Annotated in this window: 18 protein-coding genes; 9 read left to right on the forward strand and 9 right to left on the reverse strand. The window is 61.2% G+C overall.

Going from position 1 to position 19,675, the window contains the following annotated elements; genetic code table 11:
• Positions 1–3: 3 nt before the first annotated feature.
• On the reverse strand, positions 4–681 hold the full coding sequence (locus tag HJB89_RS23710) for a TetR family transcriptional regulator C-terminal domain-containing protein (protein WP_207581504.1): 678 nt from the start codon (positions 679–681) through the stop codon (positions 4–6).
• Between the two features lie 276 nt (positions 682–957).
• Between HJB89_RS23710 and HJB89_RS23715 the strand changes: the two genes are divergently transcribed.
• The 3 genes from HJB89_RS23715 to hydA are packed head-to-tail and all read left to right on the forward strand — an operon-like array spanning position 958 to position 4,305.
• Entirely contained in the window at positions 958–2,211 is a 1,254-nt protein-coding gene (locus tag HJB89_RS23715) for a Zn-dependent hydrolase (RefSeq protein WP_221116562.1), read from the forward strand.
• Positions 2,211–2,816: a hypothetical protein gene (locus HJB89_RS23720; RefSeq protein ID WP_207581506.1), complete on the forward strand. Its 606-nt coding sequence runs from the start codon at positions 2,211–2,213 to the stop codon at positions 2,814–2,816. The genes HJB89_RS23715 and HJB89_RS23720 overlap by 1 nt, the downstream gene beginning before the upstream one ends.
• Positions 2,817–2,850: 34 nt before the next feature.
• Entirely contained in the window at positions 2,851–4,305 is a 1,455-nt protein-coding gene (hydA, locus tag HJB89_RS23725) for a dihydropyrimidinase (RefSeq protein ID WP_207581507.1), read from the forward strand.
• A gap of 58 nt (positions 4,306–4,363) precedes the next feature.
• Here the strand turns inward: hydA and HJB89_RS23730 are convergent, their stop codons facing one another.
• A complete protein-coding gene (locus HJB89_RS23730) occupies positions 4,364–4,777 on the reverse strand; it encodes a cupin domain-containing protein (protein WP_207581508.1) in 414 nt (137 codons plus the stop codon).
• Between the two features lie 94 nt (positions 4,778–4,871).
• Here HJB89_RS23730 and HJB89_RS23735 point away from each other — a divergent pair, with 94 nt between their 5' ends.
• The 4 genes from HJB89_RS23735 (at position 4,872) to HJB89_RS23750 (ending at position 8,974) form a co-directional block, all read left to right on the forward strand.
• Positions 4,872–5,657 (forward strand): ABC transporter ATP-binding protein, encoded by a 786-nt coding sequence (locus tag HJB89_RS23735; protein ID WP_221150595.1) that lies wholly within the window; start codon positions 4,872–4,874, stop codon positions 5,655–5,657.
• A gap of 234 nt (positions 5,658–5,891) precedes the next feature.
• Entirely contained in the window at positions 5,892–6,821 is a 930-nt protein-coding gene (locus HJB89_RS23740; RefSeq protein WP_207581509.1) for an ABC transporter permease, read from the forward strand.
• Positions 6,818–7,945: an ABC transporter permease gene (locus HJB89_RS23745; protein ID WP_207581510.1), complete on the forward strand. Its 1,128-nt coding sequence runs from the start codon at positions 6,818–6,820 to the stop codon at positions 7,943–7,945. Before HJB89_RS23740 ends, HJB89_RS23745 begins: the two co-directional genes overlap by 4 nt.
• Positions 7,946–8,002: 57 nt before the next feature.
• Positions 8,003–8,974, forward strand: coding sequence for an ABC transporter substrate-binding protein (locus tag HJB89_RS23750; protein WP_207581511.1), 972 nt, complete (start codon positions 8,003–8,005; stop codon positions 8,972–8,974).
• Here HJB89_RS23750 and HJB89_RS23755 read toward each other — a convergent pair.
• Positions 8,967–9,173, reverse strand: coding sequence for a hypothetical protein (locus HJB89_RS23755; protein WP_207581512.1), 207 nt, complete (start codon positions 9,171–9,173; stop codon positions 8,967–8,969). The two genes, HJB89_RS23750 and HJB89_RS23755, sit on opposite strands and share 8 nt — an antisense overlap.
• 194 nt (positions 9,174–9,367) lie before the next feature.
• Between HJB89_RS23755 and HJB89_RS23760 the strand changes: the two genes are divergently transcribed.
• Positions 9,368–10,558 carry an efflux RND transporter periplasmic adaptor subunit gene (locus HJB89_RS23760; RefSeq protein ID WP_207581513.1) on the forward strand — a complete coding sequence of 397 codons (1,191 nt, stop codon included), beginning with the start codon at positions 9,368–9,370 and terminating at the stop codon, positions 10,556–10,558.
• Between the two features lie 12 nt (positions 10,559–10,570).
• Positions 10,571–13,897 carry an efflux RND transporter permease subunit gene (locus HJB89_RS23765; RefSeq protein WP_221140837.1) on the forward strand — a complete coding sequence of 1,109 codons (3,327 nt, stop codon included), beginning with the start codon at positions 10,571–10,573 and terminating at the stop codon, positions 13,895–13,897.
• A gap of 104 nt (positions 13,898–14,001) precedes the next feature.
• Here the strand turns inward: HJB89_RS23765 and ureG are convergent, their stop codons facing one another.
• The 6 genes from ureG to ureC form a co-directional block, all read right to left on the reverse strand.
• The gene (gene ureG, locus HJB89_RS23770) at positions 14,002–14,613 is read right to left on the reverse strand and encodes an urease accessory protein UreG (protein ID WP_207581515.1); all 612 of its coding nucleotides are present in this window, start codon (positions 14,611–14,613) and stop codon (positions 14,002–14,004) included.
• 90 nt (positions 14,614–14,703) lie between these two features.
• Entirely contained in the window at positions 14,704–15,375 is a 672-nt protein-coding gene (locus HJB89_RS23775) for an urease accessory protein UreF (protein ID WP_207581516.1), read from the reverse strand.
• A gap of 6 nt (positions 15,376–15,381) precedes the next feature.
• Positions 15,382–15,975, reverse strand: a complete 594-nt coding sequence (gene ureE / locus HJB89_RS23780) for an urease accessory protein UreE (protein ID WP_221140846.1) — start codon at positions 15,973–15,975, stop codon at positions 15,382–15,384.
• Between the two features lie 87 nt (positions 15,976–16,062).
• Positions 16,063–16,926, reverse strand: coding sequence for a GGDEF domain-containing protein (locus tag HJB89_RS23785; RefSeq protein WP_207581518.1), 864 nt, complete (start codon positions 16,924–16,926; stop codon positions 16,063–16,065).
• Between the two features lie 330 nt (positions 16,927–17,256).
• On the reverse strand, positions 17,257–17,928 hold the full coding sequence (locus tag HJB89_RS23790) for a TIGR02117 family protein (protein ID WP_207581519.1): 672 nt from the start codon (positions 17,926–17,928) through the stop codon (positions 17,257–17,259).
• Between the two features lie 33 nt (positions 17,929–17,961).
• On the reverse strand, positions 17,962–19,674 hold the full coding sequence (gene ureC / locus HJB89_RS23795; RefSeq protein WP_221150596.1) for an urease subunit alpha: 1,713 nt from the start codon (positions 19,672–19,674) through the stop codon (positions 17,962–17,964).
• Position 19,675: the final 1 nt, after the last annotated feature.

Consider the following 19,675-nt stretch of genomic DNA (forward strand, 5'->3'; position numbering starts at 1 on the left):
ACCTCAGGCTTCGGAGCGACCCGGTCGCAGCCCGCCGATAAAGAGCTGTTCCAGAAACCGCGCCGCATCCTCGAAGCGTCCCTCGCCGGAATGTTCCTGCCCGAGCACGGCACGCACCTGGACGTCGAAATCCGCATAGTGCTGCGTCGTCGACCAGATGGAAAAGATCAGGTGGTAAGGATCGCATTTGGCGATCTTGCCTGATTTCGCCCAGGCGCGGATCACCTCCGCCTTCTCGTCGACCAGTTCCTTCAGCGGCCCCTTCAACTCGTCTTCGATATGCGGCGCCCCCTGTAGCACCTCATTGGCGAAGAGCCGGCTCTCGCGGGGAAAATCGCGCGCCATCTCCAGCTTGCGTCTTATATAGCTGCGGATCTCCTCCTCCGGATTGCCCTCGGCATCGAAGGCGCGTAGCGGCTCCAGCCAGGTGTAGAGCACCCGGTCGATCAGCGCCCGGTGCATCGCTTCCTTGGTGCGGAAATAATAGAGCAGGTTGGGTTTCGACATCCCGGCCACTTCGGCGATCTGGTCGATGGTCGAGCCGCGGAAGCCGCTTGCCGAAAACACGTCGAGCGCTGCCTCCAGGATCTGCTCTTCCTTCTCCTCCTGGATCCGCGTTCGTCTGAGGGTTTTCGCTGCTCTCGGTATGGTCACAGGCTGTCGTTTCCCCTTGAAATTCAACTTCTTCGCTCAAGATTAAGCTGGAGGACGACCCTGCCGCTTTCTTGAGCAACTGCCCGTATTTTTATCGGCAATTTTCGTGATTTTCGTCTTGAGCCCGGCGGTGGAAGTTGTAATGTTTACCAATCGGTCAAATTATCCGCCAGATGAAAAACAAAGGCAACTGGCGATTTTCCGGCGCTCGACAAAACCAATAAGGGGGCGCAGGAAAGGACCACGGGAACAGGCGGGCATGCCACTTCGCATGGCTGCCGCAAACAGGTGAGGGCTTGAAGAATGGTGGCAGCACCAGGCGAAAACATGCGCGTCAATGGCGACCGTCTCTGGGACAGTCTCATGGACATGGCGAAGATCGGCCCCGGCATTGCAGGCGGCAACAATCGTCAGACGCTGACGGACGCCGATGCTGAAGGCCGCAGCCTCTTCAAGACATGGTGCGACGAGGCCGGCCTGACCATGGGCGTCGACCGCATGGGAACGATGTTCGCGACGCGGCCCGGCACCGATCCCGATGCCCTGCCCGTCTATGTCGGTTCGCATCTCGACACCCAGCCGACCGGCGGCAAATATGACGGTGTGCTCGGCGTGCTTGCAGCTCTCGAAGTCGTGCGCACCATGAACGATCTCGGCATCAAGACCAAACATCCTGTTGTCGTGACCAACTGGACCAACGAAGAAGGCGCGCGTTTTGCCCCTGCCATGCTGGCCTCAGGCGTCTTCGCCGGCGTGCACAGCCTGGATTTTGCCTATAATCGCAAGGATCCCGAGGGCAATCTGTTCGGCGACGAGTTGAAGCGCGTCGGCTGGATTGGCGACGAAGAGGTCGGCGCCCGCAAGATGCACGCCTATTTCGAATATCACATCGAGCAGGGACCGATCCTCGAAGCCGAGGAAAAACAGATCGGCGTCGTCACCCATTGCCAGGGCCTGTGGTGGCTGGAATTCACGCTGACCGGCAAGGAGGCCCATACCGGCTCGACGCCGATGAACCTGCGCGTCAATGCCGGTCTCGCCATGGCCCGTATCCTGGAAATGGTTCAGGGCGTGGCAATGGGCGAGCAGCCCGGCGCCGTCGGTGGTGTCGGCCAGGTGTTCTTCTCCCCGAACTCGCGCAACGTGCTGCCCGGCAAGGTGGTCTTCACCGTCGACATCCGCTCGCCCGACAAGGCCAAGCTTGATCGCATGCGCGCAAAGATCGAAGCGGAAGCGCCTGACATTTGCGATGCTCTGGGTGTCGGCTGTTCCATCGAGGCGATCGGCCACTTCGAGCCGATCACCTTCGACGAAAAGCTCGTCGCCTCGGTTCGCGCAGCCGCCGAGCGCCTTGGCTACAGCCATATGAACCTCATCTCCGGCGCCGGCCACGACGCCTGCTGGGCCGCCAAGGTCGCGCCCGCGACGATGGTCATGTGCCCCTGCGTCGGCGGGCTCTCGCACAACGAGGCGGAGGAGATTTCCAAGGAATGGGCGACGGCGGGCGCCGACGTGCTGTTCCATGCGGTGGTGGAGACGGCGGAGATCGTGGTGTGATGGCGCCAGACCAGCCAGCAACCTATCTCGATTATGCTGACGCTTTTAAGTTCTATAACCAGCGAACTGCAGACGACCTTGCATGGGCCAATGCCAATGTGACGCCGGTGAACGAAGGTCCGTGGGGCGACGTCCCTGCCGCGCAAATTTACTATATTGGCATCGACCTAGCAGGCGAGCGAATCAGGCTTCCGCAATTATCGAGCTTCTGGCGATATAAACCTACTGCTGTTCAACTGGCCGATTCAGATGACCGCGACCCACATACGCCCCATCGAACCTATTATGTGTTCGGGCGTGGGTCGAGCGTCGTTCGGATCGAACTCGGCCCTTCCATGCCCGGCATATTGATCGAACGCCCCAAAGGCAGCCAACCCGTACAGTCAACCGGGCTGATCGACGGCAAGGATTTCTACTTTCGCGAAAGCGATGGTTCTTGGTCAATGTCAGTCGGCGGCACTGATGTCGTTGACCAGCCCGACTGGTATTGTGAGGAAGAGCATGACACGCCCGATGAGCTGAGTGAGGAGGCCATCTACGGCCTTATCGCCAAGGGCGCAGCACTCCTGCGAAGTGGTACGCCCACGATGGCAGTTGAGCAGTAACAACAACAGACCGCAGGGAGAAGGAATAGCAGCCATGACCACAGTCATCAAAAACGGCACCATCGTCACGGCCGACCTCACCTACAAGGCGGACGTCAAGATTGACGGCGGCAAGATCGTCGAGATCGGCCCGGGCCTCTCGGGCGACGAGACGCTGGATGCGACGGGCTGTTACATCATGCCCGGCGGCATCGATCCGCACACCCATCTCGAAATGCCCTTCATGGGCACCTATTCCTCCGACGATTTCGAGAGCGGCACGCGTGCGGCCCTTTCCGGCGGCACCACCATGGTTGTCGATTTTGCCCTTCCCGCCCCCGGCCAGTCGCTGCTGGAAGCGCTGACAATGTGGGACAACAAGTCGACGCGGGCCAATTGCGACTATTCCTTCCACATGGCGGTCACCTGGTGGAGCGAGCAGGTGTTCAAGGAGATGGAGACCATCGTCCGCGACAAGGGCATCAACACCTTCAAGCACTTCATGGCTTACAAGGGCGCGCTGATGGTTGACGATGACGAGATGTTCGCCTCCTTCCAGCGCTGCGCCGAACTCGGCGCCCTTCCCTTGGTGCACGCCGAAAACGGCGACGTCGTCGCCTCGATGTCGGCAAAGCTGCTGGCAGAAGGCAATAACGGGCCCGAGGCGCATGCCTATTCCCGCCCGGCCGAAGTCGAGGGCGAGGCCACCAATCGCGCCATCATGATCGCCGACATGGCCGGCTGCCCGGTCTATATCGTCCATACCTCCTGCGAGCAGGCGCACGAAGCGATCCGACGCGCCCGCCAAAAGGGCATGCGCGTCTACGGCGAACCGCTGATCCAGCACCTGACGCTCGACGAGAGCGAATATTCCAATCCTGACTGGGACCACGCCGCCCGCCGTGTCATGTCGCCGCCCTTCCGCAACAAGCAGCATCAGGACTCGCTCTGGGCCGGGCTTGCCTCCGGCTCGCTGCAGGTGGTCGCCACCGACCATTGCGCCTTCACCACTGCGCAGAAGCGTTTCGGTGTCGGGGATTTCACCAAGATCCCCAACGGTACCGGCGGTCTCGAAGACCGCATGCCGATGCTTTGGACACACGGCGTCAACACCGGCCGGCTGACGATGAACGAATTCGTCGCCGTCACCTCGACCAACATCGCCAAAATCCTCAACATCTATCCGAAGAAGGGCGCGATCCTTGTCGGCGCCGACGCCGACATCGTCGTCTGGGATCCAAAACGTTCCAAGACCATCTCGTCTAAGGCCCAGCAGTCGGCGATCGACTACAACGTCTTCGAAGGCAAGGAAGTGACCGGCCTGCCGCGCTACACGCTGACGCGCGGGATCGTCGCGATCGAGGAAAGCACCATCAAAACCCAGGAGGGTCACGGCGAATTCGTCAGGCGCGAGCCGGTGACAGCGGTCAGCAAGGCACTTTCCCAGTGGAAGGATATCACCGCGCCGCGCAAGGTGACGCGCAACGGCATCCCGGCGAGCGGCGTCTGACGATGGTGCGCAACAAGACGCCCATCAACCGGAGACCGCTGCCTCCATGCGCATGACCTCAGGCCGGCACCAATCCATCCAGCTCCGGCAGAAGCACGACGCTTTCCTGCTCGTTGGGGTCGGTGCGGGCGATGATCGCCGTGCACGGCGTGCTGCTGAGGTTTGCCGGCAGGTGCGGCACGCCGGCCGGGATATAGAAGAGTTCACCGGCATGAACGATGACATGATGCTCGAGTTCGTCTCCGTACCAGGTATGCGCCTCGCCGGAGAGCATGTAGATCGCCGTCTCGTGCGCCTCGTGCAGATGCGCCTTGGCGCGCACGCCCGGCGGGATCGTCAGCAGGTGCATGCAGATGCCTTTGGCGCCGACCGTCTCGGCCGCGACCCCTTCGAAGTAGCTGAGCCCCTGCTTGCCGTCATAGGCATGGTTGGGCCGAACGATGTGGCAGGTGGGCTTTGATGTCGCGTCCATTCTCTTCCTCCATGAAATGTGCCGCCGGCAGGGCCTGCGGCGATGGTAACATGCAAACCGCGTCCCCGCGGCGAAAACAAGAACGGTCGCATTGATGCAAGCACCCTCCGTCGTATCCGCCAAGGATCTCTGTCTCACCTACCAGGCAAATGACGGCCCGGTGCGTGCGCTGAGCGATGTCAATCTCGATGTCCGCAAGGGCGATTTCGTCTCTTTCATCGGCCCGTCCGGCTGCGGCAAGACCACCCTCCTGCGTGTCATCGCCGATCTCGAAAAGAGCACCTCGGGCGAGATTTCGATCAATGGCATGACGCCGGAGGAAGCCCGCAAAGCCCGCGCCTACGGCTATGTCTTCCAGGCGCCGGCGCTCTATCCCTGGCGCACTATCGAAAACAATATCGCCCTGCCGCTGGAGATCATGGGCTATTCCGGCGCCGACCGCGCAAGGCGCATCGCCGAAGCGCTTGATCTCGTCAGCCTGTCCGGCTTCGAGAAGAAATTTCCCTGGCAGCTTTCCGGCGGCATGCAGCAGCGCGCCTCGATCGCCCGCGCGCTCGCCTTCGACGCCGACCTCTTGTTGATGGACGAGCCCTTCGGCGCGCTGGACGAGATCGTCCGCGACCATCTAAACGAAGAGCTGCTGAAACTCTGGGCGCGCACCAACAAGACGATCTGCTTCGTCACCCACTCCATCCCCGAAGCGGTCTATCTCTCGACCAAGATCGTGGTCATGTCGCCGCGCCCGGGCCGCGTGACCGATGTGATCGACTCTACCCTGCCGGCCGAACGCCCACTCGACATCCGCGACACCCCTGAATTCCTGGAAATCGCCCATCGTGTCCGCGAGGGGCTGAGGACGGGACATAGCCATGAGGTTTAGGCCGTTGAGTTCGGGGGCCACCCCCCTCTGCCCTGCCGGGCATCTCCCCCACAAGGGGAGAGATCGGCAAGAGGAGAGGACGTCGGTCCTCACTGATTCCACGCTGGATCAGGGGCCTTTCGTTGTTTTGGGAAGCCGTTTCCACATATCGATCTCCCTCCTTGTGGGGGAGATGCCCGGCAGGGCAGAGGGGGGCGGCCGCGCATTCGACGCCAACAAATGGGGGCAGTCGCTGTGAAACCCGATACCTTCAAGGACAAGCTCGTCCCCGTCACCACCATCCTGCTGGCCCTCGTCGCTATCTGGTATGTCGCTGCCGTCCTGATGAACGCGCCGTTTCAGCGCGACATGGACAGCCGCGCCGGCGTCACGCCGACGACCCTGGAATTCATCGGCAAGACGCTGGCGCAGCCGAAGCCGATCCTGCCGGCGCCGCATCAGGTGGCGCAGAACGTCTACGAGAACACCGTCCTGCGCAGCCTTTCCAGCAATCGCAGCCTCGTCTATCACAGCTGGGTGACGCTCTCCTCGACCCTGCTCGGCTTCGGTTTCGGCATGCTGCTTGGCATCCTTCTTGCGGTGCTGATCGTGCACAACCGCGCCATGGACCGCTCGCTAATGCCCTGGCTGGTGGCGAGCCAGACCATACCGATCCTCGCCATCGCCCCGATGATCGTCATTATCTCCTACAATGTGCTGACCGGCGACAATGCGCTTGCGCATCTGTTGAACCTCGATTCCGATGCTTCCCGCCTCGTCTCCAAGGCGCTGATCTCCACCTATCTTTCTTTCTTCCCCGTCGCCGTCGGCATGGTGAAGGGCTTGCGTTCACCTGAAATCATGCATCTCGACCTAATGCGCACCTATTATGCCAGCCCGATGCAAACCTTCTGGAAACTGCGCGTTCCCGCCTCGATCCCGTTCCTGTTCACCTCGATGAAGGTGGCGATCGCCGCCAGCCTCGTCGGCGCCATCGTCGGCGAGCTGCCGACAGGCGCTGTCGCCGGCATCGGCTCCAAACTGCTTGCCGGCTCCTATTACAGCCAGACCATCGATATCTGGGCGGCCCTGGTCGCCGGATCGTTGCTGGCCGGCATCCTGGTCGCGATCGTCGGGGTTGCGGCGAAGATCGTCGATCGCGCGATGGGCGGGAGACCGGCATGAGACATCTGACCTTCTCCTGGCAGGGCACGGTGGCCCTCCTTCTCTGCCTCGTGTCGCTAATCACCTTTCCGCTTTTCGCCGAAGGCGCGGCACACCCCTTAACCGACGGTACGGCAAGCCTCATCTTCATCATTGTCGTCGCGGCTGCCCTGCTATCTTTTGCGCCGCAACCGCCGGCCTACCGCGCCACTGTGCTGTTCATCGGCGCGCATGGTGCCGCCTGGATGCTGCTTTCCGCACTTTCCGGCAACGAGGGTCTGGCGACAAGAGCCTTCTTCCTGCCGCTCTTTTCCTGCTGGCTGCTTGCGTGGCGATGCGTCACGGAGCTGTCGAAACTGCAGCCCGTCACTGCTTTCGGCAAATCTTCGCTCCAACTGCTGATCCCGGCGATCTTCGGCGCCTGGATCCTCATCCTTTGGGAAGCAGCAACGCGTGGCGCCGGCATCCCCTTCATCATCCTGCCGCCGCCGAGTGCCATCGGCATGCGCATCACGGCCTCCCTGCCGATCCTCGGTGCGGATGTCAGGCAGACGATCTTCAAGGCGGTGTTGATCGGTTACATCGTCGGCAACCTCAGCGGCTTTGTCGTCGCGGTGCTCGCCGACCGCATCACCTTCCTGCGCCGCGGCCTCCTGCCGATCGGCAACATGGTATCGGCCCTGCCGATCATCGGCGTCGCCCCTGTCATGGTCATGTGGTTCGGCTTCGACTGGCCGTCGAAGGCAGCGGTCGTCATCATCATGACCTTCTTCCCGATGCTGGTGAATACTGTCGCCGGCCTTGTCGCCTCCGGCAGCATGGAGCGCGATCTGATGCGCACCTATGCCTCGAGCGACTGGCAGACGCTGCTCAAGCTCAAGCTTCCGGCAGCCATGCCGTTCATTTTCAACGCACTGAAGATCAACTCGACGCTGGCGCTGATTGGTGCCATCGTTGCGGAATTCTTCGGAACGCCGATCGTCGGCATGGGCTTCCGCATCTCCACCGAGATCGGCCGTATGAATGTCGACATGGTCTGGGCGGAAATCGCCGTCGCGGCGCTGGCCGGCTCGATCTTTTATGGCATCATCGCCCTGACCGAACGGGCGGTGACGTTCTGGCATCCGTCTATCCGTGGTGGCTAGACGCGCCCGGGCTTTGGAACCGGCCCGGGCATAACTTCAGAGGGTAAGGATAAGAAAATGAGAAAGTTGATAGTTGCAATGATGGCGAGCGCGATGTCGCTGGCAGCAACCCATGCGATGGCCGCCGACAAGGTGGTTTTGCAGCTGAAATGGGTCACGCAGAGCCAGTTCGGCGGCTATTACGTCGCCAAGGACAAGGGCTTTTACAAGGAAGAAGGCCTCGACGTCGACATTAAGCCGGGCGGTCCCGATATCGCCCCGGAGCAGGTGATCGCCGGCGGCGGCGCCGATGTCATCGTCGACTGGATGGGCGGCGCGCTGGTTGCCCGCGAAAAGGGCGTTCCGCTCGTCAACATCGCCCAGCCCTATCAGAAGGCCGGCCTGGAAATGGTCTGCCGCAAGGATGGCCCGATCAAGACCGAAGCCGACTTCAAGGGCCACACGCTCGGCGTCTGGTTCTTCGGCAACGAATATCCCTTCTTCGCGTGGATGAACAAGCTCGGCCTGTCCACAGAAGGCGGCGCCAATGGCGTCACCGTGCTGAAGCAGAGCTTCGACGTGCAGCCGCTGGTCCAGAAGCAGGCCGACTGCATCTCCGTCATGACCTATAATGAATACTGGCAGGCGATCGATGCCGGCTTCAAGCCGGAAGAACTGACGGTCTTCAACTACACCGAGATGGGCAATGACCTTCTCGAAGACGGTCTCTATGCGATGGAAGACAAGCTGAAGGATCCGGCCTTCAAGGAAAAGATGGTCAAGTTCGTTCGCGCCTCGATGAAGGGCTGGAAATATGCGACCGAAAACCCCGACGAAGCCGCCGGGATCGTCATGGACAATGGCGGCCAGGACGACAACCACCAGAAGCGCATGATGGGCGAAGTCGCCAAGCTGGTCGGCGACAGCTCCGGCAAGCTGGACGAGGCACTCTATGCCCGCACCGCAAAGGCGCTACTCGACCAGAAGATCATCAGCAAGGAGCCCGCGGGCGCCTGGACGCACGACATTACCGACGCCGCTTCTAAGTAATCGCGGCAAGCAATGCAAAGCGAAACGCGCGGGATATCTCCGCGCGTTTCTTTTTTTTCGGCACCGATGAAAAAACGCCTTGCAACTGTCGCATTTGTCCGGCGTCAAACGTCATAAGGGAAGCAGGATCAATCATCGTCATGTTCACATAACCCTGCAGTGATTGATTCAGGTTCTGATGGTAACTATCATCGCTCATGGGGAATTGTTTTCTGCCGGGCTTGCATATCGAGCAAATCGATACCAATTAAAAGCCGATTTGCCGGCGAGGGACGAAGACGGCAATGATGTGTGGATACCCCTGAGAATGCAGGAAAGGCAGTGGCCTGGTCGCGAGCTGAGTGGCACACGCGCGAGTTCGGCTAAGCTTGTTACAAGATTGGACGAAGACGCATGGCACGCAAGCCGATTGGAATTCTAGGCACCGCTACCCTTTTTGCTGCGGCTCTCGCCGCATCCACTGCATTCTCGCAGGAAACGCCGGTCGAAAAACCGCAACAGAATCTGCCGGCGATCGTCGTCACCAAGGCGACAAGCCGGACGCTGGTCGACCGTGTCATCGGCACGGGAACGGTCAAGCCCGTCGAGGAAGTCTATATCCAGCCGCAGGTCGAGGGCCTATCGATCCGAACGCTGAAAGCCGATATCGGCGACAAGGTTGAGGTGGAGAGCACGCTGGCGACGCTCAACGATGACGCGCTGGTCCTGGCAAAGAGCCAGATGATGGCGACGAAAGCCAAGGGCGAGGCAAGCCTCGCCCAGCTGCGCGCCCAACTCATCGAGGCGCAGGCCAATGCCGAACAGGCAAGGCAGCAGCAGGCCCGTGCCCAGGAAATGGGCAAAAAGGGCACTGTTTCCACCGCCCAGGTCGAGCAGGCCGATGCGACTGCCGCCGCCGCCAATGCCCGCGTTGTCTCCGCCGAACAGGCGATCGAAGTCGCCGAAGCCGATCTCAAGGTCTTCGACAGCCAGATTGCCGACGCCGATTTGAAGCTGGCGCGCACCGATGTGAAGACACCGGTCGCCGGCACGGTCTCGGCGAAGAACGCCAAGGTCGGCGCCATTGCCGCCGGCAACGGCGATCCGCTATTCACCATCATTCGCGACGGCGATATCGAGCTTGTCGCCGAGGTCGCCGAAAGCGACATCGTCAGGGTGGTGGGCGGCCAGAAAGCGTCAATTTCGCTGTCCGGCAGCCGCGAGAAGCTTTCCGGCGCCGTGCGCCTGGTTTCGCCGACCGTCGATCCGGTCACCCGCCTCGGTCTCGTCCATATCTCCATCGACGACGACAGCAAGGCGCGTTCCGGCATGTATGGCAGCGCCGAGATCATCGTTCGCGAGACGGAGGGCGTATCGCTTCCCCTGACCGCCGTGCTCACCGGCAACGAAGGCTCCTCCGCCCGCAAGGTGGAGGATGGCGTGGTGAAATACGCCAAGGTCGAGACCGGCATCCAGGACGGTGCCTATGTCGAGATCGTCGATGGATTGAAGACCGGCGACGAGGTCGTGGCCAAGGCGGGCGCTTATGTCCGTGACGGCGACCACATCACTCCGGTGCGTGAACAGCCCTCGGCTTCCAACTAAAGAGACCATCCGATGAATTTTTCAGCCTGGTCCATTCGAAATCCCATCGCGCCGCTCCTGGCCTTCTGCCTGCTGGTGCTCATCGGCATGCAGTCCTTCAATGCGTTGCCGATCACGCGCTTTCCAAACATCGACGTGCCGCTCGTTTCGATCAACGTGACGCAGAGCGGCGCTTCGCCGGCCGAACTCGAAATGCAGGTGACGAAGGAGATCGAAGACGCGGTCGCCTCCATCACCGGCATCGACGAAATCCAGTCGACAGTGACCGATGGCAGCTCGCAGACCGTCGTCATGTTCCGGATGGAAGTGCCGACGCAACAGGCGGTACAGGACACCAAGGATGCGATCGACCGCATCCGCAGCGATCTGCCGGCGACGGCCGAAACACCGATCGTCTCCAAGGTCGATGTCGAAGGCCAGGCGATCCAGACCTTCGCCGTTTCCTCGCCTGCCATGTCGCTGGAAGAGCTCTCCTGGTTCGTCGACGATACCGTCAAGCGATCGCTGCAGGGACAGGCCGGCATCGGCCGCGTCGATCGTTACGGCGGCGCAGAGCGCGAAGTACGCATCGAACTCACCCCTGGCAAGCTCGATGCCTATGGCATAACCGCCGCAAGCGTGAACCAGCAACTGCGCGGCACCAATATCGATCTCGGCTCCGGCCGCGGCCAGGTGGCCGGCAGCGAACAGGCAATCCGTGTTCTGGGCGATGCCCGCAACGTCGCCGAGCTCGCCGACACCACGATCGCGCTGCCGAACGGCCGCTTCGTCAAGCTGTCCGATCTCGGTGTCATCAAGGACACCTATGAAGAGCCGAAATCCTTCTCGCGCTTCGACGCCACGCCGGTTGTCACCTTCGGCGTCTTCCGCTCGAAGGGCGCCAGCGAAGTCAGTGTCGCCAAAACCGTAGCGCAGAGCCTCGACAAGGTCCGGACCGAAAACCCGAACGTGAAGATCGAACTGATCGACGATTCGGTTTATTTCACCTACGGTAACTACGAAGCCGCCATCGATACGCTGCTCGAAGGCGCGCTGCTCGCCGTCATCGTCGTCTTCCTGTTCCTGAGGAACTGGCGCGCGACGTTGATTTCGGCAATCGCCCTTCCGTTATCTGCGATCCCGACCTTCTGGATCATGGACATGATGGGCTTCTCGCTGAACCTCGTCAGCTTCCTTGCTTTGACGCTTGCGACCGGCATCCTCGTCGACGACGCGATCGTCGAAATCGAAAACATCGCCCGCCACATCAAGATGGGCAAGACCCCTTACCGGGCGGCGATCGAGGCCGCTGATGAAATCGGCCTTGCCGTCATCGCCACCACCTTCACCATCATCGCCGTCTTTGTGCCGGTTTCCTTCATGCCGGGTATTCCGGGCCAGTACTTCATTCAGTTCGGCCTGACCGTCGCCTTCTCCGTCTTCTTCTCGCTGATGGTCGCGCGCCTCATCACCCCGATGATGGCCGCCTATCTGATGCGCGCCGAAGACGGCGTCGACGATCATCACGACAATGACAGCCTGCTGATGCGTGGATACACACGGCTCATACGTGGCACGACCGGGCGCTGGTACACGCGTTATGCGACGCTGCTTGTCGCGTTCGGCTTCCTGGCCGGCTCCGTTTTGCTACTCATGCAGGTTCCCGGCAGCTTTTTGCCACCGGAAGATGCCTCGCGCATCGTGCTTTCTGTCGAATTGCCGCCCAATGCGCGGCTTGACGATACCGAGAAGACGACGGATGCGATCTATGACAGGGTCAAGGATATCAACGGCGTCGAAAGCGTCTTCGTCCTCGGCGGCGCATCGCCGAAGGGCGATCTCGAATTGCGCCGTGCGACCATCACGCTCGCGCTTGATAAGCTCGACCAATCGCTGGTCAAGAAGATGGTCAATGACGGGCTCGGCCACATCCCCCTCATCGGTCCGATGCTGCCGAAGGTGGAAGTCCACGGCCGTGAACGGCCGCAATGGGATATCGAAAAGGAAGTTTTCGCCAAGCTGCGCGACATTCCCGACGTCCATATCCTGAAACTCAACGATCGCGGCGAACGCGACCTCGCCTTTAACTTCCTCTCCAAGAACGAGAAAGACCTGAACGACGCTGTCGGCGTTCTGGAATCCAAGCTCCGTGCCGATCCGCTGCTTGCCAATGTCAGCGCCGACGGCGCCCTGCCCCGTCCGGAACTGCAGGTTTATCCGCGCAAGGACGAAGCCGCACGCCTCGGGATCACGCCGCAGCAGATCTCCGAAACGATCCGTGTCGCCACAATCGGCGATGTCGATGCGGCTCTTGCCAAGATCTCGCTCGACGATCGCCAGATCCCGATCCGGGTCCAGGCGGCGGTTGACATGCGCCGTGATCTCTCGGCGATCCGTGCATTGAAGATCCAGACCGCCAGCGGCGGCACCGTTCCGCTCTCAAGCGTCGCCGATATCAACTACTCGGAAGGCGTAAGTTCGATCAAGCGCAACAACCGTTACCGCGTCGTTTCGATCGGCTCCGACCTGCCGCAGGGCGTAGCACTCGACACGGCTTCGGCCCGCTTCCGCGAGATCGTCAAATCAGCCAATATCCCGGCCACGGTGCATCTTGCCGAAAGCGGCGACACCAAGGTGCAGAGCGAGATGCAGCAGAGTTTCGTCAACGCCATGTTGATGGGCCTCCTGCTGGTGCTGACAGTGCTGATCCTGCTCTTCAAGGACGTGATCCAGCCCTTCACCATCCTGCTCTCGCTGCCGCTCGCCATCGGCGGCGTAGCGGCGGCTCTGATCATCACCAGCAACCCGCTGTCTATGCCGGTCATGATCGGCATCCTGATGCTGATGGGTGTCGTCACCAAGAACGCCATCCTGCTCGTCGATTTCGCGATCGAGATGCGCCACCAGGGCATGGCCCGCGTCGAGGCGATGGTCGAAGCCGGCCGCAAACGCGCCCGGCCGATCATCATGACTTCAATCGCCATGTCGGCCGGCATGCTGCCTTCCGCGCTCGGCGTCGGCGAAGGCGGCTCGTTCCGCGCGCCGATGGCGATCGCGGTGATCGGCGGCATCATCGTCTCGACGGTGCTCTCGCTCGTCGTCGTGCCCTCCTTCTTCCTGATCATGGACGATCTGTCCCGCCTGCTCGGCTGGATGTTCGGCCGCCTGGTCGGCAGGAAGGACAATGAGGAGCTGCCGCTGTCGCGCGAGGATCTCACTCGCGTCACCCGCGAGAACCGCAGCGAGATCGACTCGCTGGAGGAGCGGCTGACCGCGATCGAAAAGCCGGAAAGCAAGCGCAAGAGCGCCAACGGCAACGACACCAACGTGCTGCGCCTGCCGCCCTTCGCAGCGGAATAAGCAAAGCCCAGAAAATCAACGGGCCGGGAGCACTCTCCCGGCCCGTTTCGTTTTGCCGTTTCGCTGCTATCAGCGACGTCGATCTTTTCCGCCAGATCTGGTCGTCAGAGCCCCCCCTGCTCTCTGAGGAAGCTGACGATCGAGCTGACGCCGTCGCCGCGTTTCATGTCGGAGAAGACGAAGGGGCGCGCCGCGCGCATGCGCGTGGCATCCCGATCCATTACCTCGAGATCGGCGCCGACATAGGGCGCCAGATCCTTCTTGTTGATCACGAGCAGGTCCGAGCGGGTGATGCCGGGGCCGCCCTTACGCGGGATCTCCTCGCCTTGGCAGACGGAGATGACATAGATGGTGATATCGGCAAGATCGGGCGAAAAGGTTGCCGCCAGGTTGTCGCCGCCGGATTCGATGAAGACGACGTCGAGATCGGGAATTCGCTGGTTAAGGCCGGCGATCGCCTGGAGATTGATCGTCGCGTCCTCGCGAATGGCGGTATGCGGGCAGCCCCCGGTCTCGACGCCGACGATGCGGTCCGAAGTCAGTGCCTGCATGCGCACCAGGGCCTCGGCATCCTCGGTCGTGTAGATGTCGTTGGTTACAACCGCGACGGAATAGTCGTCGCGCATCGCCTTGCAGAGCTTTTCTGTCAGCGCCGTCTTGCCCGAGCCGACCGGCCCGCCAATGCCGACCCGCAAAGGTCCGTTTCTTGATTTCATGTGCCTTACTCCAATCGAACCCCGATGATAGCGACGCTGCCATCGCACGCCACCGTCAAATGACGCAGTCGCAGTGATAATTTCGAACCATCACGAGCGGAACAGCCGCGTCGCCTGGGTCTCGTGGCGCAGGCCGGCAATATCGGCCTGCACCGTTGCCGAGCCCAGATCGTCAAGCGAGGAGGCTGCCGCCCGCCGGGCGACTTCCGCAATACGCTCTTCGAGGCCGGCAAGCACGGCAACACCGTCCCTCTGGCCGGCGACGCCGAGGCGGATGCCGGATGAAACCGCTTGTGAGACATAGGCGTGCAGGAAGGCAGCAAGCGCCTTCTCCGGCTCTATGCCGTGTGCACCCGTCACCGCCCCGACCGCAACGGGATAAGCGACCTTGTCGGGCAACCTATCGAACACGCCGTCCGGCCAGGCCCGCGCCGCCGCCAGGAACGCCTCGCCAAGCAGCATGATTTCCTGATGGCGCTCGCGCGATCCGGCAAGTGCGGCGGCGAGTGCGGCGATCTCGACAAGGCGCACGGGTTCTTCCTGACACCTGTGGCTTTCGGCCAGCAGTACCGCATCGTTCCAAACCGAACCATGGCCGATCAGCGTGCCGATCCAGGCCGCAAGCGAGGCCGCATCAGTGACCAGCCCGTCGGCCACCGCCCGCTCCAACCCGCCCGAATAGGCAAAGCTGCCAATCGGAAAAGCCGGCGAAAGCCATGCCGTTAGACGCAGCAATGCGTGCAGCTCACGATCCCTGGTCATTAGGTTTCAGTCGTGCTTGTGGCCGTGATGTCCGTGATCATGGTCATGGTCATGACCATGATCGTGGCGGTGCTCATGCTCATGCTCGTAGCCATGTTCATGATCGTGGTCATGACCCTGGTTAGGAATGTGCCCGTGATCATGATCGCGCTCATGCGAATGGCCGCCATGGGAATGATAGGCTCCCCGTGCAGGCTGGAACGGCTCATCGATATCGAGGACGGTGGCGCCGAGGCCCTGCAGCATGGTGCGGATGACATGATCGCGCAGGATGACGATGCGGTCTTCCTCGATCTGGGCTGCGAGATGACGGTTGCCGAGATGCCAGGCAAGCTCGACCAGGTGCATGCGGTTGCGTCCGCGAATTTCGAAGAGCTTCTCATCAGCCGCGAGAATCTCGATCAGTTCGCCGTCGTCGCGCACCAGCAGGTCGCCGTTGGCGAAAAGCACCGGGTCCTTGAGATCGAGCATGACCATCTCGCCATTTTCCAGATGCAGCAGCTTTCGGCGCAGATGGCGCAGATCGTGCGGCAGTTTGACCTGGACGGTCGGATGGGAGGACGGGGTTCCGGCGGGGAGATAGGAGGTAACGCGCTGCATGATATGTCCGTTTTGCTGAGACGACGACCATGCAAAATAGCCTTTCCCGATGCAAGCACCAATGGTCTTTGTGCGCGTGTCGGGCTTTTATATTCCGTAAGCCTGCATCATGTTGTCGCCCTCGGTTCCCCTGCCCTCGGCATCGGGGCTATTGTCGACGAGCCCGTGCCATGCATGATGCAAGCCTTCCCGCTCGTGTACGACGCGATTGCGCCCGAGCGCCTTGGCGAGATAGAGCGCCCGGTCAGCCGAAGCGTAGACCGCCTGCTTGTTGCGCCCGGCGGCGAGGTCGGCAACACCGCCGGAAACGGTGATGCGGATATCGTGCCCCTCGGCCGCGATGGCGCCGCTTGCGATCCGGGCTCGAACACCTTCGACGCGTTCCATCCGCGCCTCCAGCGGCTCGCCGGAGACGATGACGCCGAACTCCTCCCCACCCAACCGTGCCACGACGGACATCTCATCGAAGGCGGATATGAGCATCGCCGAGACCGCGGTGATGACGGCATCGCCGCAGGCATGGCCGAAGCGGTCGTTGATCGCCTTGAAGCGGTCGACATCGAAAACAACAAGCGAGGCGTTGCCCTCGGTGTTTTCAAGCGCCTCTGTGAAAGCGCGCCGGTTCAATAGTCCGGAGAGCGTGTCCGTTCGGCTGAGTTTTTCAAACTCCGCCCGCGACAGCGTCAACTCATGCAGGGCAAAACCGGCGGCCAGCGATAGCATGCCGGAAACCGTCCCACCAACGAGCCAGGAAAAAATGGCTCCGAAACCGATCGCGTGCGCGAGTGTCATCGGTAGCAGCCCGAAAAAGCCGAGCGGCGGTATCGTCAGCGAAATGATAACGCCGGAGAGAATGACTGCAAGAAAGCTCATCTTCAACGCAAAGAGATAGACATTCCTGCGATGTTGAAAATTGCCGAAATCGGCCTGCAGCGACATCCAGTTTCTCATGAGAATCGACCTTCCTGCCCGGCGTTTCAAGACATTGATAAGAGCCGAATTGCTGCGGGTGTCTTAATCGACTCGTTAAAATTCGAACGGTTTTAGACGATTCGGTGGACAGATTTTTTCTAGCAGGAGATGCAGCCTTCCAATCCCTGAATCGGACAGTACGCAGACACACTTAGGCGATTGATTTAAAACAGATTTACGGGGTCAGGGAATGGGGCTGTTTCAGAATGATCTATCTGGAGAAAATACCGGTTTCTTCAACGATTTTTACAACCGAATGGAGAGTGCCCTTCACAATTCACTTTAAGAGCGGGACGGCCATCGGCTGCCTCAATTGTAGACAGCAACAGACAATCGCAATGATTGTGGAAACGCGTTCCACAAGCCGGTCCGAAGCCCCGCAGAGCGCAGCGCTGCAGCCGTCCAGGTGTTACAGCCGAAGAGGGCGTTGAAATATCCCTTGGCCTCGAAGAACCGGTCGATTTCGCCGTAACCTGCATCCGGGATCGGCACCACCGAGCCCGCGTCGCGAACGAAGCTGTCTGAGATAAAATTGCGCAGCCGCGCCAATTGATCGTCACTGACATCGAATGGCGCAACACTGGACTGCGGCTCGGTGATATGACCGGCAAGGTCCACATGCAGGACCGAACGGTCGATTGTCAGCGCTCGCAGCACCGGCAGCGGTTTCAGCTCCGCCCAGGTCGGGGTTTCCAGATAGAAGGCGCGGCCGCCCCAGCCGACGATGAGCCATTCCGCATCCGGATGGCCGAGCGGAAAACCGTCATCGACGAGAAAGGAAAAGGCACTCCGCGCCTCCTCGTCGAGCGGAATTGCAATATCGGTGTGGATCGGTCCCGACAGCAGGAGAATCCGATGCGTCGCGGCCACAGACGACGCCTTGACCGGGGCAATCAGCGGCCGGGGAATGAAGCTTCCGCAAGCCACCAAAAGCACAAGCAGGAATACGATCCGTAAAACCCAGCGGATGCCTGTTCTCATCGGAACCGTCCGGGACGCACGGAGCGAGCCGGCCTAAAACAGGAAATAGCGCTGCGCCATCGGCAGCACCGTCGCCGGCTCGCAAGTCAGCAATTCGCCGTTTGCCCTGACCTCATAGGTCTCCGGATCGACCTCGATCTCGGGTGTCAGGTCGTTATGGATCATCGATGCCTTGGAGATGCCGCCGCGCGTATTCTTCACCGCGACCAGTTGCTTGGCGACGCCGAGTCGGCCCTTCAAGCCACCGTCGAGCGAGGCCTGGCTGACGAAGGTGACGGAGGAATTGGTGAGGCTCTTGCCATAGGAAGCAAACATCGGCCGGTAGTGCACCGGCTGCGGCGTCGGGATCGAGGCGTTCGGATCCCCCATCGGCGCGGCGGCGATCGAACCGCCGAGCAGCACCATGTCGGGCTTCACGCCGAAGAAGGCCGGATTCCAGAGCACCAGGTCGGCACGCTTGCCGACCTCGACCGAGCCAATCTCATGGCTGAGGCCATGAGCGATCGCCGGATTGATCGTATATTTGGCGATATAACGGCGGACGCGGAAATTGTCGTTATCGCCCTTTTCCTCCTTCAGCCGGCCGCGCTGCCGCTTCATCTTGTCGGCCGTCTGCCAGGTGCGGATCGCCACCTCGCCGACGCGGCCCATGGCCTGGCTGTCGGACGAGATGATCGAGAAGGCGCCGATATCGTGTAGGATATCCTCGGCGGCGATCGTCTCCTTGCGGATGCGGCTTTCCGCGAAGGCGATATCCTCGGGGATCGACGGCGACAGATGATGGCAGACCATCAGCATGTCGAGATGTTCGGCGATGGTGTTGACCGTATAGGGCCGGGTCGGGTTGGTAGACGACGGAATGACGTTCGGCTGACCGCAGATCTTGATGATGTCAGGCGCGTGCCCACCGCCCGCCCCTTCCGTGTGAAAAGCATGGATGGTGCGGCCCTTGATGGCGCTGATCGTATCTTCGACAAAGCCGCTTTCGTTCAGCGTATCGGTGTGGATCATCACCTGCACGTCATATTCGTCGGCGACCGACAGGCAGCAATCGATAGCGCCTGGCGTCGTGCCCCAATCCTCGTGCAGCTTCAGCGAGGTGGCGCCGGCCAGCACCATCTCGGTCAGCGCCCCCGGCAACGACGCATTGCCCTTGCCGGCAAAGGCGAGGTTCATCGGGAAGGCGTCGGCCGCTTCGATCATGCGCGCGAGATGCCAGGGACCGGGCGTGCAAGTGGTGGCAAGCGTGCCGTGCGCCGGTCCCGTGCCGCCGCCGAGCATGCAGGTCATGCCTGACATCAGCGCTTCCTCGATCTGCTGCGGCGCGATGAAGTGGATATGGCTGTCCATGCCGCCAGCAGTGACGATCTTGCCTTCGGCGGCGATCGCCTCCGTGCCCGGACCGACGATGATATTGACGCCAGGCTGCATATCGGGATTGCCCGCCTTGCCGATCGCAACGATGCGCCCGTCCTTAAGCCCGATATCGGCCTTGTAGATGCCGGAGTGATCGACGATCACGGCATTGGTGATGACGGTATCGACCGCACCATCCGCCCGCGTCACCTGGCTCTGGCCCATGCCGTCACGAATGACCTTGCCACCGCCGAACTTCACCTCCTCGCCATAGGTGGTGAAGTCCTTCTCGATCTCGATGAAGAGTTCCGTATCCGCAAGGCGCACCTTGTCGCCGGTGGTCGGTCCGAACATGCCGGCATAGGCGGCGCGCGAGATCTTGTAGGGCATC

Source organism: Rhizobium sp. NZLR8 (assembly GCF_019685025.1).
Classification (GTDB): domain Bacteria; phylum Pseudomonadota; class Alphaproteobacteria; order Rhizobiales; family Rhizobiaceae; genus Rhizobium.